At 72.1% G+C, this 21,962-nt stretch carries 20 protein-coding genes and 1 pseudogene; 13 read left to right on the top strand and 8 right to left on the bottom strand.

The window, feature by feature from the left end; translation table 11 throughout:
* Nucleotides 1-29: 29 nt before the first annotated feature.
* Nucleotides 30-620, bottom strand: a complete 591-nt coding sequence (locus tag QI554_RS30655; RefSeq protein ID WP_281474512.1) for a TetR family transcriptional regulator — start codon at nucleotides 618-620, stop codon at nucleotides 30-32.
* 211 nt (nucleotides 621-831) lie between these two features.
* Here QI554_RS30655 and QI554_RS30650 point away from each other — a divergent pair, with 211 nt between their 5' ends.
* Nucleotides 832-1,308, top strand: coding sequence for a hypothetical protein (locus QI554_RS30650; RefSeq protein WP_281474510.1), 477 nt, complete (start codon nucleotides 832-834; stop codon nucleotides 1,306-1,308).
* Between the two features lie 439 nt (nucleotides 1,309-1,747).
* A complete protein-coding gene (locus QI554_RS30645; protein WP_281474508.1) occupies nucleotides 1,748-3,055 on the top strand; it encodes a cation:proton antiporter in 1,308 nt (435 codons plus the stop codon).
* Nucleotides 3,056-3,146: 91 nt separating this feature from the next.
* Here the strand turns inward: QI554_RS30645 and QI554_RS30640 are convergent, their stop codons facing one another.
* On the bottom strand, nucleotides 3,147-4,037 hold the full coding sequence (locus tag QI554_RS30640; RefSeq protein WP_281474506.1) for a hypothetical protein: 891 nt from the start codon (nucleotides 4,035-4,037) through the stop codon (nucleotides 3,147-3,149).
* On the bottom strand, nucleotides 4,034-4,402 hold the full coding sequence (locus QI554_RS30635; RefSeq protein WP_281474505.1) for a hypothetical protein: 369 nt from the start codon (nucleotides 4,400-4,402) through the stop codon (nucleotides 4,034-4,036). Before QI554_RS30635 ends, QI554_RS30640 begins: the two co-directional genes overlap by 4 nt.
* Nucleotides 4,403-4,497: 95 nt before the next feature.
* On the opposite strand from QI554_RS30635, the gene QI554_RS30630 reads away from it, so the two are divergent.
* Both QI554_RS30630 and QI554_RS30625 read left to right on the top strand, forming a co-directional pair.
* Nucleotides 4,498-7,302, top strand: coding sequence for a CHAT domain-containing protein (locus QI554_RS30630; RefSeq protein WP_281474504.1), 2,805 nt, complete (start codon nucleotides 4,498-4,500; stop codon nucleotides 7,300-7,302).
* A 69-nt stretch (nucleotides 7,303-7,371) separates the two neighbouring features.
* Nucleotides 7,372-8,478: a tetratricopeptide repeat protein gene (locus QI554_RS30625; RefSeq protein ID WP_281474503.1), complete on the top strand. Its 1,107-nt coding sequence runs from the start codon at nucleotides 7,372-7,374 to the stop codon at nucleotides 8,476-8,478.
* Here QI554_RS30625 and QI554_RS30620 read toward each other — a convergent pair.
* Nucleotides 8,447-8,743: a hypothetical protein gene (locus QI554_RS30620; protein ID WP_281474501.1), complete on the bottom strand. Its 297-nt coding sequence runs from the start codon at nucleotides 8,741-8,743 to the stop codon at nucleotides 8,447-8,449. The genes QI554_RS30625 and QI554_RS30620 overlap by 32 nt on opposite strands.
* A 220-nt stretch (nucleotides 8,744-8,963) precedes the next feature.
* Here QI554_RS30620 and QI554_RS30615 point away from each other — a divergent pair, with 220 nt between their 5' ends.
* From QI554_RS30615 to hypE, 9 genes are read left to right on the top strand one after another with little or no spacing between them, the layout of a single operon-like run.
* Nucleotides 8,964-10,178: a 4Fe-4S dicluster domain-containing protein gene (locus QI554_RS30615; protein ID WP_281474499.1), complete on the top strand. Its 1,215-nt coding sequence runs from the start codon at nucleotides 8,964-8,966 to the stop codon at nucleotides 10,176-10,178.
* Nucleotides 10,175-11,062 (top strand): FAD/NAD(P)-binding protein, encoded by an 888-nt coding sequence (locus tag QI554_RS30610; RefSeq protein WP_281474497.1) that lies wholly within the window; start codon nucleotides 10,175-10,177, stop codon nucleotides 11,060-11,062. The genes QI554_RS30615 and QI554_RS30610 overlap by 4 nt, the downstream gene beginning before the upstream one ends.
* A 1-nt stretch (nucleotide 11,063) precedes the next feature.
* Nucleotides 11,064-11,897 carry an NADH-quinone oxidoreductase subunit B family protein gene (locus QI554_RS30605; RefSeq protein ID WP_281474495.1) on the top strand — a complete coding sequence of 278 codons (834 nt, stop codon included), beginning with the start codon at nucleotides 11,064-11,066 and terminating at the stop codon, nucleotides 11,895-11,897.
* A complete protein-coding gene (locus QI554_RS30600) occupies nucleotides 11,894-13,219 on the top strand; it encodes a Ni/Fe hydrogenase subunit alpha (RefSeq protein ID WP_281474493.1) in 1,326 nt (441 codons plus the stop codon). Before QI554_RS30605 ends, QI554_RS30600 begins: the two co-directional genes overlap by 4 nt.
* Nucleotides 13,216-13,725, top strand: a complete 510-nt coding sequence (locus tag QI554_RS30595) for a hydrogenase maturation protease (RefSeq protein WP_281474491.1) — start codon at nucleotides 13,216-13,218, stop codon at nucleotides 13,723-13,725. Before QI554_RS30600 ends, QI554_RS30595 begins: the two co-directional genes overlap by 4 nt.
* Nucleotides 13,722-16,046: a carbamoyltransferase HypF gene (hypF, locus tag QI554_RS30590; RefSeq protein WP_281474490.1), complete on the top strand. Its 2,325-nt coding sequence runs from the start codon at nucleotides 13,722-13,724 to the stop codon at nucleotides 16,044-16,046. Before QI554_RS30595 ends, hypF begins: the two co-directional genes overlap by 4 nt.
* Nucleotides 16,047-16,048: 2 nt before the next feature.
* Nucleotides 16,049-16,330 carry a HypC/HybG/HupF family hydrogenase formation chaperone gene (locus QI554_RS30585; protein WP_281474489.1) on the top strand — a complete coding sequence of 94 codons (282 nt, stop codon included), beginning with the start codon at nucleotides 16,049-16,051 and terminating at the stop codon, nucleotides 16,328-16,330.
* Nucleotides 16,327-17,424 carry a hydrogenase formation protein HypD gene (gene hypD, locus QI554_RS30580; protein ID WP_281474487.1) on the top strand — a complete coding sequence of 366 codons (1,098 nt, stop codon included), beginning with the start codon at nucleotides 16,327-16,329 and terminating at the stop codon, nucleotides 17,422-17,424. The genes QI554_RS30585 and hypD overlap by 4 nt, the downstream gene beginning before the upstream one ends.
* Nucleotides 17,421-18,716, top strand: coding sequence for a hydrogenase expression/formation protein HypE (gene hypE, locus QI554_RS30575; protein WP_281474485.1), 1,296 nt, complete (start codon nucleotides 17,421-17,423; stop codon nucleotides 18,714-18,716). The genes hypD and hypE overlap by 4 nt, the downstream gene beginning before the upstream one ends.
* A gap of 461 nt (nucleotides 18,717-19,177) precedes the next feature.
* On the opposite strand, the pseudogene QI554_RS43620 reads toward hypE, so the two are convergent.
* The 4 genes and pseudogenes from QI554_RS43620 to QI554_RS30560 form a co-directional block, all read right to left on the bottom strand.
* A pseudogene (locus QI554_RS43620) lies at nucleotides 19,178-19,579 on the bottom strand (universal stress protein); the annotation flags it as partial.
* A gap of 42 nt (nucleotides 19,580-19,621) precedes the next feature.
* Nucleotides 19,622-20,596: a polyphosphate kinase 2 gene (gene ppk2, locus QI554_RS30570; protein ID WP_281474483.1), complete on the bottom strand. Its 975-nt coding sequence runs from the start codon at nucleotides 20,594-20,596 to the stop codon at nucleotides 19,622-19,624.
* A 63-nt stretch (nucleotides 20,597-20,659) separates the two neighbouring features.
* The gene (locus QI554_RS30565) at nucleotides 20,660-20,920 is read right to left on the bottom strand and encodes an SHOCT domain-containing protein (protein WP_281474481.1); all 261 of its coding nucleotides are present in this window, start codon (nucleotides 20,918-20,920) and stop codon (nucleotides 20,660-20,662) included.
* Between the two features lie 300 nt (nucleotides 20,921-21,220).
* Complete coding sequence (locus QI554_RS30560; protein WP_281474479.1) at nucleotides 21,221-21,640, bottom strand: Hsp20/alpha crystallin family protein; 420 nt, start codon at nucleotides 21,638-21,640, stop codon at nucleotides 21,221-21,223.
* Nucleotides 21,641-21,962: the final 322 nt, after the last annotated feature.

Genomic DNA, 21,962 nt, shown 5'->3' with positions numbered 1-21,962 from the left:
TCAATGGACAACGGCTTGATTTCAGCCAATTACCGTTCCAGGCAAGCCACTTGAAGATCGCCGAGGCGGCGGGCGAGGCGCTGTGCGGCCCGGCCGAGGCGCTCGCGATCGCCGGTCGCCAGCAGGTCGAGCAGCATTCCCGCCAGCGCTGACGCCGCAACGGTCGCCTCGGCCTCCGCTTCCTCGGGCGCCACGCCGGCGCCTGTAAGGTCGCCCGCCAGCAGGTCGACCCATGCCGACATCAGCCGTGCCCGGAAGTCTTGCGGCAACAGCTCGGAGACGCGCGGAATCGTCAGCGCCTCGAACACCAGGCGGACTCGTCCCAGACGCGCCGGCTCCGTCACCCACTGCCAGTACGCGGCGACCGTCGCGCCCACGTCTCCCCCGGCCGCGCCTCCGGCGACGCGGGCAGCGCCGACCTGCTCAGCTTCCACGAACTCCAGTACCGCACGCAGGAGTTCCTCCTTGGAACCGAACTGGTAGGTGAGCGTGTACGTGCTCACCCCAAGCGCCCCAGCGAGCGGCCGCAGAGACAGATCGCCGAGGCCCGTGCGCGCCAACTCGTCCACGACCGCGCGCAGGATCTCCGCCCTCCGCTCGGGATTCGGTTTGCGTCCCATGGCGCGGAAAATACCTCACGGCCGGGAGCCCCGGCTGGGGGTCAAAGGGGCGCAGGTTCAAATCCTGTCGTCCCGACGGTGCTTATGCAGGTCAGGCCCATGATCACCTTTGGTGATCATGGGCCTGTCTGCGTTATGGGAGCCGATTGGGAGCGATCCCCGCTCCCACCGCGATGTCAGGCCTGTGGGTGCCGAAAATTCCATCCACCGGTTGCCGCTGGACGACCGCACCGCCCTGGAACAGGCCATGGCCGAGCGTCCGCACGGATCCCCGGAGCGCGACCGCTACGTGTACTACCCCGACTGTGCCGCCGTGCCCGAGCAGTCCGGCGTCATGATCAGCGGCCGCTCGTACACCATCGCCGCTGGGGTCGACATCGCGGACGGCGACGCCGAGGGCGTCCTGTGCGCCAGCGGCGGCGTGGCCGGAGGCCACAGCTTCTACGTCAAGGACCACCGCCTGCATTACGCCTTCAACTGGGTGGGCACGCGTCTCCAAGTCGTGGACGCGGACCGGGACATCCCCTCCGGCAAGCACGTCTTCACCGCCGAGTTCACCACGAACGGCCGTGCCCCCGACCCGCAGATGCCCCGGAGCCGAGCAGCGACGACGACGTGCCATGGTGGCTCGCGAGAGGTAGTCCTGGGCGATGACTTGCCGCCGGGGTGGGGGAAGTCCAGGGCTTGATCGACGCGACGACGCCTCGCCCGTCACCCCCGTCCCGAGGCGAAGCACACGATTCCGGCCCGGACCTCGAGCCCCGCTCTGCTCCGGTCGGGTGCCGCAAGGCTCCGCACCGGCGCGGCGTTCTGGCCCCCCACGCGCGGGCGGGTAGGTTCTCGGCACCTACGGCGGTGCGCCGCGCGGCACGCACGGAGGCAGGTTGGGTTCGGTGGCCAATGGTTTCGACTCGTCCCCGCAGGGCGTGGCAGCGCTGGCGCGGCTCGCGCGTGCGCACGCGCAGGAGGTGGTCGGGTGCGCCTGCGCGGCACTCGTCGCGGCAGTCGATGTGCCCCGGGCAGCGCGGGATCCCCACACCGCACCAGGTGCCGATGCCCCGACCGGCGCGTGACCGCTGGGCATCGGCGGTGCCCCGGACAGCCGCACCGCGGCCCGAGGACACGCGGTGAGCGGCGGCAGCGCATGGGCGGGCGCCGCAGGCGCCGCTGTGACGGCCGGGTATGCGCTGTGCTCCCGTCGCCTGTCGGCGACGCCGGTCACCTCCCCGATGGTCTTCACCGGCTTCGGCCTGTTGATCGGGCCGCTCGCGCTGGGGCTCGTCGACCTGAAGCACGACGCCGGGCCCGTGCTCACGCTGGTCGAAGCGACGTTGACGCTGGTGTTGTTCACCGATGCGATGGCGGTGCGCCGCGCGGACCTGCGCACTGAGGGCTTTGTCCCGGTGCGGCTGCTCACGGTCGGGCTGGTGCTGACCGTGGGGGCGGGCTGGCTGCTGGCGTGGCCGCTGCTGCCTGGTCTGAGCGCGTGGGAACTGGCTCTGGTGGGCGCGATCCTGGCGCCGACCGATGCCGCGCTGGGGAAGACCGCCATTGCCGACATGCGTGTTCCCGGGCTGGTACGCCACGGGCTGAACGTCGAGAGCGGCCTCAACGACGGCATGGTCCTGCCGTTCTTCCTGGTGTTCCTCGCGGGGCTCCCCGGCACCACGGCGGCCGAGGAGGGCACAGCCGGAACCGTCTGGCGTGTACTGGTGCTCAGCGCGGCGCTGGGCGTGGTGGTCGGGTGGGCCGGCGGGCGGCTGCTGCGGTGGGCGCGGAACACCGGATGGGCGGCTCCCGGGTGGCTCCAGGTGTACGTGCTCGCGGTGGCGGCGGGGGCGTACTTGCCGGCCGTCGGGTTCGACGGCAGCGGGTTCATCGCCGCGTGGACGGCGGGCTTCGCGTTCGCGGCCGTACTTCGCGCCGAGCCCTCGGCCGGACCACGTCCTGACCCCGGGGCAACCGCCGACTTCGCGGAGAAGCTGGGCGAGCTGCTGACGGCGGTGACCTTCCTGGTCTTCGGTGCGGTGCTGCTGGGCCCGACCCTTGAGCATCTGACCTGGCAGATCGTGGTGTACGCCCTCCTCAGCCTGACCGTGGTGCGGATGATCCCGGTCGCGCTGTCCCTCGCCGGCACGCGGTTGCGGACGCCCACGGTGCTGTACATCGGGTGGTTCGGTCCGCGCGGCTTGGCGTCGATCGTCTTCGTGCTGCTGGTCGTCGAGGAGCCTGTGCCGGGCGTGGTAACACTCGGCCGGGCGGTCGCGGTCACGGTGGGGCTGAGCGTACTGCTACACGGACTCACCGCCCAGCCGCTCGCCGCACGGTACGGCGCCTGGCACGACCGTGCGGCCCGCACCGACCCCTCCCTACGCGAGGGGGCCGCCACGCCGACCCCGACACGGAGGCGCGAGCGCCTCGGCGGCACGGGATGAGCGGCCGCGGGCGGGCGTCCGCCGCGCGTGTGGCGGCTCGACGACCGCGGCATACCGGCGGGACAAGGCCTCGGGGCACCGGGCAAGAAGCTCAAGTCTGCTTCCTCAGCAGCGTCGTGATCTCGGCGCCGATGTCCTCGGTGAGCGTGCCCCCGCAGGAGATGCCGAGGGTTTCCGCAAGCCCCCGGCCGTACAGGTCGACGGCGGACTCAGCCAATTCCGCGAACGCTGCACCGGCGATCCGCGCCTGGTGCCACGCCGTGGCAGCCGTCGCGGCGCCGGCGACCGCCGATGGCCACCACATGGCGCCCACTACGAGATAGCCGACGGCCCACGCCACCATCCTGGTCGCGGCGGCGAGCCTCGTGCGAGCCGCGCCGATCTCGGCTCGGACGTCCTCGGGCAGCGTGAGCCAGAGCCGTGGCCACGCAGAGGCGAGGTCGAGCCGGTAGGTCACCCAGACCCGGGTGTCGACGGCGGTGATCCGGTCGCCCAGCCAGAACGGGTGGGCCGGTGGCGCGAGGCTGATCCGGTTGCGCCGGGAGTTGAGCTCACGGGCTCGCGCGGCCGCCGCTTTCGCTTCGGGAGTGCCCTCGGCCCTGGCCGCCTCCAGCAAGGCGTGGTTGAACCTCTCATGCGCGTCGTTCCACCGCCGTCGGCGCCGCTCGGCGAGCCATCTCGGCCGGGTCGCGAGCCACAGCCGTTCCACCGCCGCACCCAGCGCGGTGGCGGCCAGTCCCAGACCCGCCGAAGCCGCAAGGAGACCCGCCAGAACGACAACCACTGTGCCGGTGCTCCCCAATGCGGGCTTCGCCGACAGCCCGTCGAGTCGAGTGAGCAGCAGACCGAGGTCATGCCAGTGCGTGTGTCCGAGCGTCATCCCGGCCGCGGTCGCACTCATCAGCAGCACGCTGGGCCCGAGCAGCAGGGCAAGCCAGCGTTCGGCCAGCTTCCCGCCCAGCGCCTCAAGGAACCCTGTCACGATCGCAGCCTCATGGCGACCATCGGTTGCCGATGCACCAAGCAGGGAGCCAGCTCCGCGCCGGGTGCCTCGATACGGGCGCAGGTGCCGCCTGGGCATGCCAACACCTCGAGCACGCGGTGCCCGTCACCCGCGTTCAGCAGCCTTTCGTACGAACGGACCGGACTCAACCCTGCCGCGTGTCCCGCCCGCAGCAGCCGCTCCTCCAACACATCGAAGTCATGAGCAAGTTCGGCCATCGTTACGCCGCTGCGCACTCGGGCAACGATCGACTCCGCGAGCCCGCGGATCTCCGGCGAGGTCCGCACCGCGTCACTGTCGTCGGCCAAGCGCCTGCACAGCACGGCCAGTTGGTCAACGGTCATCGCACCGAGGATAGCCTCGAGGGGTGCCCCCAACACCCTTGGACAGCGCAATCATGCGAAGCCGGCGGCAAGCGGCCCAAGGTTCGGTGAACGCGATGAACGACCTGGCGATGGGGTTGCGTGACCGCTACCGGCACACGGGCAACCAGGCGGACCTGCTGGAAGGGATCGCACAGTTGCGGACCGCCCTCGAATACGTGCCGCATCACCCGATCAGGCACGCTATGACGGCCAACCTGAGCGCGTTGCTGATGGACCGCTTCGATACCTTAGGCGACGTCCCCGATCTGCACGAGGCACTGGCCGGGTTGGACGAGGCGATCCCCATGCTGGATGGGGAGAATCAGCTCGTGGCGGCGATGATGCGGGCCGAGACGCTGACCAAGCTGGCCGAGCACGTCCGCGATCCCGCGTGCGTCGACGACGCCGTCGAGTCCGCCTCTCGGCTGCCGCGTTTGCCTGCCGCGCAGTTCGTGCTGGGCAGGGCCCTGCGCCTACGGTACGAACTGGCCGACGACCATGCCGCACTCGTCGACGCAGCGGACGTCATGGCGCAATGCGTCCGTGCGGGGCGCGCCGACGACCCGAACTACCCGGTCTGGCTCAATGAGTTGGGCAACGTGCTGCAGCGTTCCGCGGAACACTCGCGTGACGAGTCCGTGCGGCAGTCCGCCATTCGGCACCTGCGGGAAGCGGTGGCGGGCTCGCCGAGCACGTCGGTCCACATGCCGAAGTTCAAGGTCGACCTTGCCGCCGCACTACACGACCGCGGGCATTACACCAATGACGTTGCTGCCTTGCGGGAGGCCGTGAATTTGCTGCGCGAAGTACTCGCGACAACCGAACCGGACACACGGAGCTGGGGCAACTACTGTGAGCTCTACCTGAGTTCCGTCAGCGCGCTCGTCGAACGGACAGGTGACATCGAACTACTGGACCGTGCCGTACAGATCGGCCGGTCCGCACGGGGCCGGGGCAGCAGGGACGCCACGATCCCGCTGCTGCTGGGGATGTTGCATCACACGCGGTTCGAACTCACAGGGTTCCAGCCTGGTCTGGCGCAGGCGATCAACGCGTTCACCGAGGTCGTCGAGTCGGTGCCGTACGGCGAGCAGGACCACGTGGTGGCGTTGGGCAACCTGGGCCGATCTTGTTTCGCCGCGTACCGGTTCAGCGACGATCCGGAGGCGTTGCGCCGGTCTGTGACCGCGCTGGCCACCGCCGTTCGGGCGAGTGCTCCCGGAACCCCTCAACGCAGCGAGTGCCAGGTCAACTACGGTGAGGTCCTGTACGCGCAATACCAGCTCAGCAGGGACCCCGCGGTCCTTGCCGCGGCCGCGCACGCCTTCCGCGAGGCCGCACAGAACGAGGCCGCGCCACTGGGGGTTCAGATCGGCGCGGCGCGCTCATGGGCGCGGATCGAGGCAGAGGCGGGGAACTGGCGCCGGGCCCGGGACATCTACGCGTTCGCGGTCGGACTTCTGCCGCTCGTGGTGCCGCGGAGTCTGGCCCGCGTCGACCAGCAGCGGTTGCTGGCGAACCTCAACGGCCTCGCGGCCGACGCGGCAGCCAGCGCGTTGTGGGCCGACGACCCGGAAACGGCGGTACGGCTGCTCGAGCTCGGCCGTGGTGTGCTCGGCGGGCAGGTGCTGCAGAGCCGCAGCGACCTGTCGGGTCTGCGTGCCGTGGCGCCCGAGCTCGCCGAACGGCTGAGGGCCGCGTTCGCCGGGCTGGTCCCGTCTGGTCATCGTGTAGGCGCCGCCGCAGACGAACGGCACGATCGGGACGCCCAGTTGCGGCACGTGGTCGACGAGGTGCGTGCGCTACCGGGATTCGAGGACTTCCTCGCCCCGCCAAAACTGTCCCACCTGCTGGCATGCACGATGGACGGGCCGGTGGTGCTGATCAACGTCAGTCGATTCCGCAGTGACGCGTTGATCGTCCGGCCTGCGGGTGTCAGCGTTGTCGAACTGCCCGGCGTCACACCGGACTCCGTCGCCGACCAGGCCGCCGCCTTCGGCGCCGCGCTCGCTGCGTCGAAACAGCCGGGTCAAGGCGAGACCGATGCACAGGCCGTCGTCACGGGGGTACTCGGATGGCTGTGGGACGTCATCGCCGAACCGGTGCTGAAGCGACTCGGGCACCTCGGCACGCCGTCGGGTGCCTGGCCGCGGGTGTGGTGGTCGCCGGTGGGACAGCTGGCCTTGCTCCCGATCCACGCAGCCGGCCGCTTCCCGGGCGCCGCGACCGTCCTCGACCGGGTGGTCTCGTCCTACACACCGACGCTGCGGGCGTTGCAGCACTCCGGCACACGGGAGACGCCGACGGGGGACACTCTGGTGATCGTGGCGCTCCGGGATGCACGCGGCGTGAAGACATTGCGCGGCGTGGAGCGAGAGGCGAGCAAGATCGGCGAACTGAGGGCGGCCACACGGCTGGATGGCGCCGAGGCAACGGTCGACGCGGTCCGTACCGCGTTGACGTCCCACGCGTCCGTGCACTTCGCCTGTCACGCGGCGAGCGATCCCGACGACCCCTCGGGCGGTCATCTGCTGCTGTACGACGGCCCGCTCTCGGTTCTCGACGTGTCCGCGCTGGACCTCTCCGGTGCCCGGCTCGCGGTACTGTCGGCGTGCGAGACGTCCCTGGGCGCCCACCGGATCCCAGACGAGGGTCTGCACCTGGTGTCGGCCTTCCAACTCGCCGGCTACCGCCAGGTCGTCGGCACGCTCTGGCAGGTCAACGACCTCGTCGCCCGCCTGGTCGCCGAGGACCTGCACGAGGGCGTCGTCGCGGGCGAGGACGTCGCGACCGCGTTGCATCACGCCGTACGCCGCTGCCGTGAACGTTTCCCGAAGACTCCGACCCTGTGGGCCGCCCACCTCTGTTCCGGGCGATGAGATGTGCTGGACACTGAGCAGCGAACGTGCGTACCTGCAGTGGTGTGTGACTGCGACGGGGGTAGCCGCGTGGCGTTCTGGAGGAAGAAGAGGACGCGGCCGAAGCGCGCCGACGACTACGTCGGTGACTTCGGCAGCGCCGAGATCAAGGTAACCGAGCGGCGCGGTGAGCCGCTGCTGGTCGACATCAACCTGACGATGACCGCAGAGTACGCCTACAGCCTCGACTTCCAGCACAAGCGTATGGAATTCGGCCTGCACCACCCCGAGACCCTGCACGCGCTGCATGTGTACGCGGTCGCCCTGGGCGATGTCGTCGGCAGACGGGACGACGCCATCGAGCTGCTGAACTGGCTGGTCGCCGCCCGCACGGACGATCAGGAGAACCAGCTTCTGGCGTTGAACGACCTCACCAGGCTCCTCCAGGACAACGGAGACTTCGCGCTCGCCGAGGAACGGCTGCGCGAAGCGCTGTCCGGATGGGAGCGGCTGCGCGGCCAGAACGACGGGCAGACCTTGCAGATCGCGTCCAACCTGGCGATCGTCCTGATCGAGCTCGGCCGCCGGGAGGAAGCGGAGGGACTGATGCGGGACACCGTTGCCCGCCGCACCCGCACCCTCGGCGCCACCCACCCGGACACGTTGAACAGCAGGAACACCTTGGCGGGAGCACTGCGCGGCTCGCCCGCCCGGCTCACTGAGGCCGAACGCATGTACCGGGCGATCCTGGTCGATAGCGACGGCGCCGCGGACCTGGCCCTGACCGCGCGGCACAACCTCGCCGCCGTGGTCGCCTTCCAGGGCAAGCACGACGAGGCTCTGCGGATGTACCGGGAGCTGATCGATGCTCGGTCACAGCGGCTGGGCGACGACCATCCGGACACATGGGCCGCCCGGCACAACTGCGCGGTCGTACTCGACGCCCTGGGCCGCGCCGCCGAAGCAGAGACGCTTCTTACCGGGGTGCTCCAGGGCTACCAGCGTGCGCGTGGGCCACGGCACGTCGAAACGCTTGGCGTTCAGGTCGACTTGGCAGCCATGAGGGCCAACCTCGGCCGCAACGCCGACGCCGTGCCGTTGCTGCGTGACGCAATCGAGGGCTACCGCGGCATATACGGTCCGAGCCACCCGCTTGTGCGCGAGCTCAACAGCGTTCTCGGCCGGCTGAGTACGTGATCGTGTCATCGCGCTGGGGGTCAAGGGGTCGCAGGTCCGCGACGCCGAGATAGACGTCCGGGGAGAAGCGGCGGTTGAGCTCGACCTCGGCGCGGCAGGCGGCCTGCCGGGCCTCGCGCGTGGTGAAGTCGACGAACCCGAAGTCGACCGGCTTCTTGAGCTTGGCGGCGCGGTCGCCCGCGAAGAACACGACGCCGCAGTGGGTTTCGACCACATCCGACCACGGGATGGTCGCGCGTGGGCCGGACGCAGGGACTGCGCTCATCGCCAGGCACCTCCTCAGCTGCCGGGGCCGTGCCGCGCGGGCAGGTGCGCGAGGGATTCGTGGTACTCGTCCGCGCCGATCTCGCCGCGTGGACACCACGCCGGTGGTCTTCACCAGGGCACGGAACAAGGCAGGGCCGAACGGCCCTGCCCCGCCCTGCGCCCGACCGGTCAGTATGCCAAGAACGTTCCACCAGGCGGAGCTTCGCGAGGAGGCGGTGATGGAAAATGTGACTCCTGCCGCGCCGACGCCGGACCCGGCCACGGTGCTCGACCGCACCGGGCTCGACGCCCTGATCCGCGAGCTCGCCGCCCGCGGGTACACCGTGGTCGGCCCGACGGAACGGAACGGCGCGGTGGTCCTCGCCGAGCTCGCCGGGGCCGACGAACTGCCGTGGGGCGTGGGGACGGACACCGATGCGGGCCGCTACCGGACGACCGCCCGCGCCGACGGCGCGGCGTTCGCGCACAGCGCGGGCCCGCAGCCTTGGAAGCGCTTCCTGCACCCGCCCCGGGTCCGCGAGTGGAGCGCCGAACGCACCGATCAGGAGCTGGTGTTCCGCGCCGAGACCAGTCCCGCGCCCAGCTACGCGTTCCTCGGCGTGCGGCCGTGCGACCTGCGCGCGATCGCCGTCCAGGATCGGGTGCTGGCATACGGCGCCCGCCCCGATTCCGCGTACACGGCACGCCGCCGCGGCGCGTTCATCGTGGCGGCCGAGTGCACCGAGCCGGGCGCCGCGTGCTTCTGCGTGAGCGCGGGCGGTGGACCGGCCGCGGGCCCCGGCTACGACTTGGTGCTCACCGAGGTCGCCGAGCCCGGTGACCACCGCTTCTGGGCCCGTGCGGGCAGCGAGCGGGGCGCCGAGGTGCTCGCCGTCCTGCCCGGGCGCCACGCCGATTCGCGGACCGTCAACGCGGCGCGCACCGCGGTGGACGCGGCGCGGGACCGCATGGGCCGCAGCCTTCCCGACGTCGACCTGCACGCACTGATGGCCGGATCGAGGGGATCCGCGCACTGGGATGACATCGCGCAGCGCTGCCTGACCTGCGGGAACTGCACGCTGGTGTGCCCTACGTGCTATTGCACGACCAGCGAGGAGGTCACCGACCTGACCGGCGACCACGCCGAGCGGTGGCGGCGCTGGGACTCCTGCTTCGACCTGGACTTCTCCTATCTGCACGGTGGCCCGGTCCGTTCGACGGGCGCCGACCGCTACCGGCAGTGGCTGACCCACAAACTCGGCACCTGGCACGACCAGTTCGGCTCCAGCGGCTGTGTCGGCTGCGGGCGGTGCGTGGTCTGGTGCCCGGTCGGCATCGATTTGACGAAGGAGATCCCGGTGTTCGCGGCCGAACGGGCCGAAAGCGCGGCAGCCACGGGCACCGCGCCCGAGCCCCGCACGGCCGCGCCCGAGCACGACGGGGGACTCGCATGAGCCACACGCCCGCAGCTGTGCGGCACGCGCTCACGTCAGCGCCCCCGGCCGACGCCGTGCCCGAGCAGGCCGCCGACCACCCGCCGGCCGTCTACCGCGTCCAGTACCGGAACATCGAGAACGACGACACCGTCACCCTCGCGCTCGACCCGGACGGCTCCCCGTTGCCGCCTTTCGCACCAGGCCAGTTCGCCATGCTGTACGCGTTCGGCGTCGGCGAGGTCCCCATCTCCGTGAGCGGCATCCCGTACGGCGCGGGCCCGTTGCGGCATACGATCCGCGCCGTCGGCCCGGTGTCGTCCGCCCTGCACCGGCTGCGCCCCGGCGACCGGCTCGGTGTCCGCGGGCCGTTCGGCACCGGCTGGGACCTGGACGGCGCCGCCGGGGGAGATGTACTGGTCGTCGCCGGCGGTATCGGCCTGGCGCCGCTGCGGCCACTGGTGCACGCCGCGTTCGCCGCACCGCGCCGATTCCGGCGGCTGTCCGTGCTGGTGGGCGCCCGCAGCCCGGCCGACCTGCTGTACCGGCATGAGCTGGACCGCTGGCGCGAACGCGCGCACGTCGCCGTCACGGTCGACCGTCCTGACGACGGCTGGACCGGGAACGTCGGTGTTGTCACCGCACTGCTCAACCCGGTCGTCACCGATCCCTCCCACACGACCGCGTTCGTGTGCGGGCCCGAGGCGATGATCCGGCACACCGCGCGCGACCTGCTGGCACGCGGCCTGCCGAGCCGGCGCATCCGGGTCTCCCTGGAACGCAACATGCGCTGTGGCACCGCGACCTGCGGCCACTGCCAGCTCGGCCCGCTGCTGCTGTGCCGCGAAGGACCCGTGGTCGGCTACGACCGTGCTGCGGACCTCATGAACGTCAGGGGGCTGTGACATGGCGACCGCCGCGACTCCCGCGCCACCGCCTGACGCCGCGCGGAGGCCCTCGCTCGCGGTGTGGAAGCTCGCCTCGTGCGACGGCTGCCAGCTGACCCTGCTCGACTGCGAGGACGAACTCCTGGCGCTCGCCGAGCGGATCGACATCGCGCACTTCCCCGAGATGTCCCGCCGGTCGGTCGACGGCCCCTACGACGTGTCCCTCGTGGAAGGCTCGGTCACCACGGCCGCCGACGCGGAGCGCATCCGGGAGATCCGGGCCGTCTCGCGGCATCTGGTGGCGATCGGCGCGTGCGCGACTGCCGGCGGCATCCAGGCGCTGCGCGACTTCGCGGACATCGACGAGTTCGTATCGGTTGTCTACGCCCGCCCCGAGTACATCGACACGCTCGCGCGTGCCACCCCGGCCGCCGCTCATGTGCCCGTCGACTTCGAGCTGCGTGGCTGCCCCATCGACCGGCGCCAACTCCTCGAGGTGATCGGCGCGTTCCTCGCCGGCCGCCGCCCCCAGATCCCCTCGCACAGCGTGTGCTTCGAATGCAAGGCGCGCGGCACCACATGTGTGACCGTCGCGCAAGGCACCCCGTGCCTGGGGCCCATCACCCACGCCGGGTGCGGCGCCCTGTGCCCGGCGTACGACCGCGGCTGCTACGGCTGCTTCGGCCCCAAACCGGACGCCGACCTGCCCGCGCTCCTGCCGCTGCTGCGCCGCGACGGGATGGACGCGCCCGCAGTGACCCGCTTCCTGCGGACCTTCAACGCCACCGCGCCCGGATTCGCCGTCCCCGACGGCCCGGGCGACGACGAACCGGACCGGGAGGCGGCACCATGACCCACCGCGGTGCGCGCATGCTGCGCGTGGAGGGCCTCGCCCGCGTCGAAGGCGAGGGCGCGCTGCGCGTCGGCGTCGAGGGAGGCACCGTCACCGACGTCGAACTGCAGATCTACGAGCCGCCCCGGTTCTTCGAGGCCCTGCTGCGCGGGCGCGCGCACACCGAGCCGCCGGACCTGACCGCGCGGATCTGCGGCATCTGCCCAGTGGCCTACCAGATGAGCGCCTGCCGCGCCGTGGAGGACGCGTGCGGCGTCGCGGTGTCGGGGCCGATCGCCGACCTGCGCCGCCTGCTGTACTGCGGCGAGTGGATCGAGAGCCACGCGCTGCACGTCCACCTGCTCCACGCCCCCGACTTCCTCGGCCTCGACGACGCGGTGGCGCTGGCCCGCGCCGATCGCGCGTCCGTCGAACGAGGGCTGCGCATCAAGCAGGCGGGCAACGCCCTCGTCGAGCGCATAGGCGGGCGCGCGATCCACCCGGTCAACGTGCGGCTCGGTGGCTTCCACCGCGCTCCCGACCGCGCCGAACTGGCCGGACTGGTCCCGGCGCTGCGCAAGGCGTTGGACGACGCCCTGGAAACCGCCGCCTGGGTCGGCGGGTTCGACTACCCCGACGATCGCGGCGACCAGCCCTTCCTGGCCCTGTCCGACCCGGCGCACTATGCCATCGACGCGGGCACACCGACCGTCCTGCGCGCGGACGGCCGCGAGGCCCGCCCGTTTCCGCTCACCGAGTTCGAACAGCGCGTCGTCGAGACCCAGGTGTCCTACTCGACCGCTCTGCGCTCGACGCTGGACGGCGAGCGGCATCTGACCGGGCCGTTGGCCCGCTACGCGGTCAACGGCAGGCAGCTGTCGGCCCCGGCGCTGGACGCGGCGCGGGCGGCCGGGCTCGGCGACATCCGCGAGGGAGAGGTGTGCCGCAACCCCTACAGGTCGATCGGTGTGCGGGCGGTGGAGACCGTGTACGCACTCGGCGAGGCGCTGCGCATCATCGAGGCGTACCGCCCGCCGCCGCGTCCGTACGAACCGGTGCCGGCGCGTGCGGGCACCGGCCGCGGCGCGACCGAGGCGCCGCGCGGACTGCTTTACCACCGCTACCGGCTGGATGCCGACGGCCTGATCGAGGATGCCTGCATCGTCCCCCCGACGGCACAGAACCAGGGCGCCATCGAGGATGACCTGCGCCGCATCGCGCAGGCCGGCCTCGACCTGCCCGACGAGGCCCTGACCCGGTGCTGCGAACGAGCGGTGCGCAACCACGACCCGTGCATCTCGTGCTCGACGCACTTCCTCGACCTGACCGTGGAGCGGAAGTGAACGGACGCGTGGTGGTGGTGTGCGTCGGCAACGAGTACCGGCGCGACGACGGTGCCGGGCCCCGTGTGGCCGCGATGATCGACCACCGGGTGCCCGAGGGCACGAAGGTGGCGCTCAGCGACGGGGACCCGATCAGGATGCTCGCGCTGTGGGAGCCGGAGGACGTGGTGGTCGTCGTCGAGGCCGCACACGTCCACCCGTCCCACCCCGGCAGGCTGCACCGCCTCGACGCCGACCGGGCGGCGTTGACCACCAGAGCGGCGTCCAGCTCGCACGGGCTCGGGCCGGGCGAGGCGGTGCAACTGGCCGACGTGCTGGGCCGACTGCCGCGCCGACTGGTCGTGCACGCCGTCGAGGGCACCGACTTCGGCTGGGGCACCGAGCCCAGTGCGCCCGTCGCCGCGGCGCTGCCCGCGCTCGCGGGCCGGGTCCTGGACGAGGTCGCCGCCGCATGGCGCGGCGTCCGGGCCCGGGATGCGGACCCCGTCGCCGAGAGCGCGTCATGACCGGCACTGCCGTCGCCCGCCGCATCGAGGTGTACGGGACCGTGCAAGGCGTGGGATTCCGACCCTTCGTGCACCGGCTCGCCACCGCGCTCGGCCTGGACGGACGGGTCAGCAACGCCGGAGGCCACGTCGTCATCGAAGCCGGCGGCGGCGCACTGGAGTTGGCCTGTTTCACCGAACGGCTGGTACGTGACGCACCCCCTGCCGCCGAGGTCACCGCGGTGCTCACCGGCAGCCTCGTCGGCGCCGCCCCCGCACCCGGCAGCGGCTTCGCGGTGGCGGCCAGCAGCGACCGCACCGACCTGCCGCGCACCGTGCCACCGGACCTGGCGACCTGCGCGGCGTGCCTCCGCGAACTGTTCGCCCCCGCCGACCGCCGCTACCGTTACCCGTTCACCAACTGCACTGACTGCGGGCCGCGCGCCACGGTGATCGCCGCGCTGCCGTACGACCGGGAGCGCACCGCGATGCGCGGGTTCCCGCTGTGTAGGCGTTGCGCTCGGGAGTACGCCGACCCCGCGGACCGGCGCTTCCACGCCGAACCGCTCGCCTGTCCGGACTGCGGCCCCACGCTCGCCTGGCGGCAGGACGGCGGCGCGGCGGCGTCCGGCGCGGCGGCCCTGCTGCGCGCCGAACTGCTGATCGCCGCCGGGGGCATTGCCGCGGTCAAGGGCCTCGGCGGCTACCAGCTGGTCTGCGACGCCCGTGACCCGCTGACCGTCGCACGACTGCGCCGACGCAAGGGGCGTCCGGCCAAACCGCTGGCCGTGATGGTGCGCGACCTGGATGCGGCACGCCGCGTTGCGGACCTGACGGACGCCGAGGCCGTGCTCCTCGCCGACCGCGCCGCGCCGATCGTCCTGGTCGACGCCCGGGCCGACACGCGGCTGCCCGCCGAAGCGCTGCACCCGGGCACCGACCGCATCGGGCTGATGCTGCCCACCACGCCGCTGCACCACCTGCTGCTCGCCGACCTGGACCGCCCGCTGGTGGTCACCAGCGGCAATCGTTCGGGCGAGCCGATCGCCATCGACGACGCGGACGCGGCGGCCCGACTCGCCGACGTCGCGGACGGGTTCCTCGGCCACGACCGGCCGATCCTGGCCCGCTACGACGACTCGGTCGTCGCGGTCCAGGCGGGCACCGGCCGCCCGCTGCGACGGGCACGCGGCCTGGCCCCCGCGCCGGTGCGGCTCCCGGTCCCGGCCCCTGTGCCGGTGCTCGGCGCGGGCGCACACCTCAAGCACACCCTCACCCTCGCCCGCGACGACTTCGCCGTGGTCGGCCCGCACACCGGTGACCTGGGGGACGCCGACGCCGCCGACAGCCTCGAACACAGCTACCGCAGACTCTCCACGGTCCACGCGTTCACCCCCGCCGCGGTCGCGCACGACCTGCACCCCGGTTACCTCTCCACCCGCTGGGCGGCGAGCCTGCCGGTCGCCCAGCGGATCGCCGTGCAGCACCACCACGCGCACGTGGCCGCCTGCGCCGCCGAGCACGGCCACACCGGCACCTTCGTCGGCGTCGCCTACGACGGGCTCGGACTCGGCGACGACGGAACCCTGTGGGGCGGCGAGATCCTCGTCGCCGACCTCGCCGGATACCGGCGCGTCGCCCGGTTCGCCGCCGCGCCGCTACCCGGCGGGGACGCCGCCGTCCGCCACCCCGCCCGCGCCGCGCTCGGCCACCTGCTCGGCGCCGAGCCACTGGGCGCACCGCCCCAGGATCCCGCGCTGGTCGCCGTGTTCACCGGCGGCCTGGAGCCGACGATGGTGGACCGCATCACCGCGATGCTGCGCGCGGACGTGCGATGCCCGCGCGCGTCCAGCGCCGGACGCCTGTTCGACACCGCGGCCGCGCTCCTCGGCCTGCGCCACAGTGTCAGCTACGAGGCCGAGGCGGCGATCGCCTTGGAGACCGAGGCCTTGCGGGACCGCTCCGCCGACCGCCCCGAACTGCCCTGGCGCATCGCAGAACACGCCGGGCTGCGGGTGTACGACCCGGCACCGACGCTCGCCGCGCTGCTCGCCGCCGCCGCAGAGGGCACACCCGTGCCTCGCGTGGCCGCCGCGTTCCACCGCACCCTCGCGGCGGTCACAGCGGCCCTCGTCGAACCCGCGGCCCGCGCCGCCGGCACCCGCACGGTGTGCCTGGGTGGCGGCTGCTTCGACAACCGGCTGCTGGCGCGCGAGGTCACCGCCGCGCTGTCCGCCCTCGGCCTGACCGTCCTCGCACCGCGCCTGCTGCCTGCCGGGGACGGCGGCATCAGCTACGGACAAGCCGCGGTGGCGGCGGCCCGCCTGCGAAAGGAGCATTGAGCATGTGCCTCGGAGTCCCCGGCCGGATCGAACGGATCCTCGCCGACCCCGGACTGCGCACCGGCGTCGTCGACTTCGGCGGCGTGCGCCGCGAGGTGTGCCTTGCGTACACCCCGGATGCGGAGGTGGGCCACTACGTCGTTGTGCACGTCGGCTTCGCGATCAGCCTGGTCGACGAGACCGAGGCCATGCGCACCCTGGCCCTGCTGCGCGAGGTCGACGGCCTGATGGAGGCCGAGCTCGGCCCCGAGCGGGCACCGGCGCCAGGAGGCGAGCGACCGTGAAGTACGTCGACGAATTCCGCGACCCGGTGGCCGCGCGGCGTCTGCTGGACGAACTCCGCATCACCGCGACCCGCCCCTGGCGGATCATGGAAGTCTGCGGCGGCCAGACCCACACCCTGGTCCGCCAGGGCATCGACGAACTCCTGCCCGCCGGCATCCGCATGATCCACGGGCCGGGCTGCCCCGTGTGCGTGACGCCTCTGGAGACCATCGACCGCGCCCTGGCACTGGCCGCACGTGACGACGTCGTCCTGGCCAGCTTCGGCGACATGCTGCGCGTGCCGGGCAGCGACGGCGACCTGCTGTCCGTGCGCGCCCGCGGCGGCGACGTCCGGGTCGTCTACTCGCCGTTGGACGCGCTGCGCCTGGCCGCGGCGGAGCCGGGGCGGGAAGTCGTGCTGCTGGCGGTCGGGTTCGAGACCACCGCGCCGACCACCGCGATGGCGGTGCTGCGCGCCGCCGAACTGGGGCTGGAGAACTTCTCCCTGCTGGTCAGCCATGTGCTCGTGCCCCCGGCGATGACCGCGCTGCTCGACGCGCCGGACTGCCAGGTCCAGGCCTTCCTCGCCGCCGGGCACGTCTGCGCCGTGATGGGGTGGACAGAGTACGAGCCCATCGCCGCCCGCTACCGGGTGCCGATCGTGGTCACCGGGTTCGAACCGCTCGACCTGGTCGAGGGCGTGCTCATGGCCGTGCGGCAGCTCGAGGCCGGGCAGGCCCGCGTCGAGAACCAGTACGCCCGCGCCGTTCGCCGGACCGGCAACACCGCCGCACGCGACGCCGTCCGCCGCGTGTTCCGGATCGCCGACCGGCCTTGGCGTGGCATCGGCCCCATCCCCGGCAGTGGGCTGGAGCTCACCGACGAGTTCGCGCACTTCGACGCGCTGCGCCGCCTCGCACCGGACGTGCCCGCCAGCACTGAACCGGCCGAATGCCTGGCCGGGGCGGTGCTGACCGGGACCGTCGTGCCGACCGACTGCCCCGCCTACGGCGTGCGCTGCACACCACGCCATCCACTCGGCGCCCCCATGGTCTCCAGCGAGGGCACATGCGCCGCCTACCACGCGGCGGGACGGGAAAGGAGCCCGCGATGAGCACGAGGACCACCGGCAGCGAGACGCCTCAGGTCGGCGGAACCCCGACGAACGCACGGCGCACGGCGGCGTCTTCGCCGGCGCCGAACCGGGAAACGCCTTGGGAACACCTGCCCGACGTACCGTCGGGACTGCGCCCGGTCCTCGGGCACGTCGCCCCCGCACCGCCCACCGTCCATCCGGGCACCGCGCTCGCCCAGGGCGGCTGCCCGGTGCCGCACGCCGAATCGGGGCACGTGCTCCTTGGCCACGGAGCGGGGGGACGCCTCCAGGCGGAACTGCTCGAGCGCGTCCTGCTGCCCGGGCTGCGCACCGACGGCCGACCCTCCGGCCGCCCGCTGGAGGACGCCGCACTGCTCGACTGGCGGCCGCGCGAGGAAAGCACACCGACCGCGGACCCGGACGCGGAGGCAGGACCCGACGCCGACCTGGTGATTTCCACTGACGGCTTCGTCGTCCACCCGCTGTTCTTCCCGGGCGGCGACATCGGAGCGCTCGCGGTGCACGGCACCGTCAACGACCTCGCGATGCGCGGCGCCATGCCCGTGGCGCTGGCGCTCGCCGCGATCATCGAGGAAGGCCTGCCGATCGCCGACCTCCAGGCGGTGTTCGCCTCGGTCGGGCGCGCGGCCCGCGCCGCCGGCATCACGGTGGTCACCGGCGATACCAAGGTCGTCGAACGCGGCGCCGCCGACCGGCTGTTCCTCACCACCACCGGCATCGGCCGCCGGATCCCGGGGCTGCGGCCCTCTGCGGGCGCGGCCCGCCCGGGCGACGTCGTGCTGCTGTCCGGGCCGATCGGCCTGCACGGAATCACCGTGCTCAGTGCGCGCGGCGACCTGGGGTTCGAGGCCGACATCGCGTCCGACACCCGGCCCCTGCACCGGGTCGTGCGGGCCCTGGCCCCCCTCGGCGCGGACGTGCACACGCTGCGCGACCCCACGCGCGGCGGCGTCGCCGCCGCGCTCACCGAGATCGCCCGCGACTCGGGCGTCGAGATCGCCGTCGACGAACTCGCCCTGCCCGTCCCGCCCGCGGTCGCCGCGGCCTGCGACCTGCTCGGCCTGGACCCGCTCCACGTTGCCAACGAGGGCTGCCTGCTCGCGATGGTCGCGCCGGACCGCGCCGATGCCGCACTGGCCGCGCTGCGCGAACTGCCCGAGTCGCGCGACGCCGTGGCGATCGGGACGGTTGCGGCGGGTAGACCCGGGCGGGTGGTGATGCGGACCGGGCTGGGCGGGATCCGCCCCGTCGAGATGCCGATCGGCGAGCAACTCCCGCGGATCTGCTGACCGGTACGGCTCCTGAGCCGGGGCGTCGGGCGGCCGCCCCTGTGCCGCCCGGCACCCCCGACCAGCCCGATCGGCTTTGGGGGGCAACAGCAGGAGACGGGAAGGACCGATCCGCTTCTCGCGGATCCTGATTGCACGGTGCGCGGTTGTGGTCCGCTGCTCCGTGCCGGAAACCCGGAACGGGCGTGGTGCGGTGAGCGCGGCGTCTTCCGAGGCCGTGACCAGGGCCCGGTGGCGGGACGGTTGACGACCTCCTCGGTGACGGCCACCGCCGGATACCGCGCGCGGAACGGTGCGACGGTCCGGGTGAGCATGCCCTCGGCGGCGTACTGCGCGGTATAGAGGATGTCGTTGGCAGGCGGGATGGGGACCGACGCCATACCGAACGCCGGGATGGGCGGAAAGGCCCAGGCGTGCACGGCTCGCAGCGGCAACGCGCGGAGGGAGGGGAGCGGGCACCGGCAGCGCCCGGCGAGCTTGCGGCTGACGGAGCCGAGGAGCATGCCGGTGAATCCGCCGAGGCCGCGGCGGCCGACGACCAGCAGGGCGGCGCGGTCGGACGCGTCGCACAGGGCTGTGGCGGCCTTGTCGTGGACGGTGTCCGTGGTGACCGTGAGGCCGGGATGGCGGGCGCGGGCGTGTGCGGCGTAGCGCTGCAGCGCTTCGACCCCGGCGTCGTGGAGGAGTTCGCCGTACCAGTCGTGGGATTCGAACGCCTTGGGTTCCCAAGCGTGCAACAGCTCGAGGTCGAGGTCGCGCAGGGCGGCTTCGTCGGCGGCCCAGTCGACGGCGTGCCGCGCGAAGTCCGAGCCGTCGACGCCGCAGATCACGGGGCCGCTCGGGGCCGGGGCGTCGGTGCTCATGGCCTGCTCCTTCGGTCCGACGGCGACATCGGCCACCCGGTGTCACATGCCGAGTCCTTTGCGGGCGAGGATGCGTGCCTCGCGTTCGCCGGACTCGAACAGCCGCGACGCGGGACCGGCAATGCGTGCGTCGGGTCTGCCCACCACGCCCGCGTCCTTGTCCTCGTACGCGAATCGATCGAGCACGAAGCGCATGGCCTCGATGCGGGCGCGCTTCTTGTCGTTGCTCTTGACCACGGTCCAGGGCGCGTCGGCGGTGTCGGTGTGGAAGAACATCAGTTCTTTGGCCTCGGTGTAGGCGTCCCACTTGTCGAGGGAGGCGAGGTCGACCGGGCTGAGCTTCCACTGCCGGACGGGGTCGATCTGCCGGACGGCGAACCGGCGGCGCTGCTCACCGCGCGATACGGAGAACCAGAATTTGACGAGCCGGATGCCGTCCCGCACCAACATGCGCTCGAAGTCCGGTGCCTGCCGAAGGAACTCGATGTATTCACGGGGCGTGCAGAAGCCCATGACCCGTTCGACGCCGGCCCGGTTGTACCACGAGCGGTCGAACATCACGATCTCACCGGCGGAGGGAAGATGGGCGACGTAGCGCTGGAAGTACCACTGCGTGCTCTCGCGTTCGGTCTGCTTCTCCAGCGCGACCACGCGCGCGCCGCGCGGGTTGAGGTGCTCGGTGAAGCGTTTGATCGTCCCGCCTTTGCCGGCCGCGTCCCGGCCCTCGAACAGGATGACGATCCGCCCGCCCGACGCCTTGACCCAGGACTGGAGCTTCAGCAGCTCGATCTGGAGGTCGCGCTTGACGGCCTCGTAGTCTCGGCGGGACAGCTTGCGGCTGTAGGGGTAGTCCTCGCGCCAGGTCTGTACCGGGCGGCCGTCAGGGCGTAGCAGGGCTGGGTCGTCGTCGCCGATTTCCTGGACGACGAATCCGTCCAGCGCGGTGCCGCCGAAGCGGGCGCCCGCGGCCAGGGAATCGTCGTCGCCGGGTATGGATACGGCCTTGGAAGTCGGCATGCCGCCGCCCCTCTACGGTCGGGTCTGGCCCTGTCGGCTATCCGTCACTGGACCAGCGATGGGTCAACTACTCGGACCGCGCTGCTCGCGAAGCTGCGCGCGCGCCTCGCGGAACTCGTCGGCGCCGATCTCTCCGCGGGCGAAGCGCGTCGCGAGGATCTCTTCCGGAGATCCGGGGTCCTTGCGGGACGACACGGTGGCGGCTGCGGCACGGCGGTTCACGAGTGTGACGATCCACCAGACGAGAAGGGCAAGGAGTGCGAACCACACGGTCATCGCGAGCGGGCCCAGGAACCACATCCATTCGGAGCCGTCGTCGTCCATGTGTCCGCGGTATGCCGCCGCGCTCTGAGCGGCGGCGCCGACAAGGTTGACGAGTACGGTCACGTGACCCACCTCCTAGGTTGTTCCTCACTGCCACTTTGCGCTGCGGCTCCGATCGGCAACAGGGCCGAAGTGCCCAGTGGGCAGCACGTGTTGCCGTGATCCGATGGGGGCCGGACGCGGTGGGGCGCCGCCTCGCCGAGGCGGCGCCCCTGTCTCCCCTTGCCCGGCTCCTCTCAATGTCCGACGGCCGAGCCGCGCTCGGCACGTCCATCCGACGCTCCGAACGCACCGCGCCGGTCAGTCGGTCTTCTTGACCTTGATGGTCTTGCTGCCGCGCTTCTTCTCGTCGAAGGGCACCGTCACAGTGAGGACGCCGCCCTTGTACTCGGCGGTCGCCTTGTCCTCGTGGGCACCCTCGGGGAGGCGGACACCGCGCGTGTAGGCGCCGTACCGGAACTCGCTGCGGTGCTTGCCCGTCGTCTGGGACTGCCGTACGGCGTGAATCGTGAGGACGCCGCCGGAGACCGACAGTTCCAGATCCTTGTCCGGGTCGATGCCCGGGATCTCGGCGCGTACGGTGTACAGACCCTCGCCCACCGACTCCTCGATGCGCATCCCGCGCGCATCGGCGACGTCGATCGGGAGGCCGACCTCAAGCCAGTCGATCAGCTCGGGGAAGCCGGACCAGAAGGTCCGGCGTGCGGGTGCGTTTCCCATCGCCGTTCTCCTTTCCGCCCGCCTTCCGGGCGCTTCCAATCTCCCGCCGCGGTGAGCGGGCGGGCAGGGCCGATTGGCCCTGCCAGGCGGTCCGTTCGGGGAGGAATGGCGACGCGCCGAGGACCGGCCTGAGGGAGAGCAAGGGCGCGGTGAACGGATCCCCTTGCCCGGCTATTCGGCCGGCTGTTCGATCTTGGGGCCGTATTCGCCGCGGGACGCCTTGACCCAGATGTAGACCGGGATGCCGACCAGCAGCAGGATCAGGCTCTTCAGGACGGCGTCCGCGCCGGAGCCGTAGACCATCCACAGCGTGAACGCGAAG

Origin of the sequence: Yinghuangia seranimata, assembly GCF_029953285.1 — a bacterium.
Taxonomy (GTDB): Bacteria; Actinomycetota; Actinomycetes; order Streptomycetales; family Streptomycetaceae; genus Yinghuangia; species Yinghuangia seranimata.
The sequence above is the reverse complement of the archived record's forward strand: the minus strand, read 5'-3'. Positions and strand labels throughout refer to the sequence as shown.

Coding starts and splice junctions, on each gene's coding strand:
- QI554_RS30560 (WP_281474479.1), bottom strand. CDS start 21,640: ATGGGAAACGCACCCGCACGCCGGACCTTCTGGTCCGGCTTCCCCGAG.
- QI554_RS30635 (WP_281474505.1), bottom strand. CDS start 4,402: ATGACCGTTGACCAACTGGCCGTGCTGTGCAGGCGCTTGGCCGACGAC.
- QI554_RS30620 (WP_281474501.1), bottom strand. CDS start 8,743: ATGAGCGCAGTCCCTGCGTCCGGCCCACGCGCGACCATCCCGTGGTCG.
- QI554_RS30600 (WP_281474493.1), top strand. CDS start 11,894: ATGACCCACCGCGGTGCGCGCATGCTGCGCGTGGAGGGCCTCGCCCGC.
- QI554_RS30630 (WP_281474504.1), top strand. CDS start 4,498: ATGAACGACCTGGCGATGGGGTTGCGTGACCGCTACCGGCACACGGGC.
- QI554_RS30615 (WP_281474499.1), top strand. CDS start 8,964: ATGGAAAATGTGACTCCTGCCGCGCCGACGCCGGACCCGGCCACGGTG.
- QI554_RS30565 (WP_281474481.1), bottom strand. CDS start 20,920: ATGGACGACGACGGCTCCGAATGGATGTGGTTCCTGGGCCCGCTCGCG.
- ppk2 (WP_281474483.1), bottom strand. CDS start 20,596: ATGCCGACTTCCAAGGCCGTATCCATACCCGGCGACGACGATTCCCTG.
- QI554_RS30655 (WP_281474512.1), bottom strand. CDS start 620: ATGGGACGCAAACCGAATCCCGAGCGGAGGGCGGAGATCCTGCGCGCG.
- hypE (WP_281474485.1), top strand. CDS start 17,421: ATGAGCACGAGGACCACCGGCAGCGAGACGCCTCAGGTCGGCGGAACC.
- hypF (WP_281474490.1), top strand. CDS start 13,722: ATGACCGGCACTGCCGTCGCCCGCCGCATCGAGGTGTACGGGACCGTG.
- QI554_RS30605 (WP_281474495.1), top strand. CDS start 11,064: ATGGCGACCGCCGCGACTCCCGCGCCACCGCCTGACGCCGCGCGGAGG.
- QI554_RS30585 (WP_281474489.1), top strand. CDS start 16,049: ATGTGCCTCGGAGTCCCCGGCCGGATCGAACGGATCCTCGCCGACCCC.
- QI554_RS30610 (WP_281474497.1), top strand. CDS start 10,175: ATGAGCCACACGCCCGCAGCTGTGCGGCACGCGCTCACGTCAGCGCCC.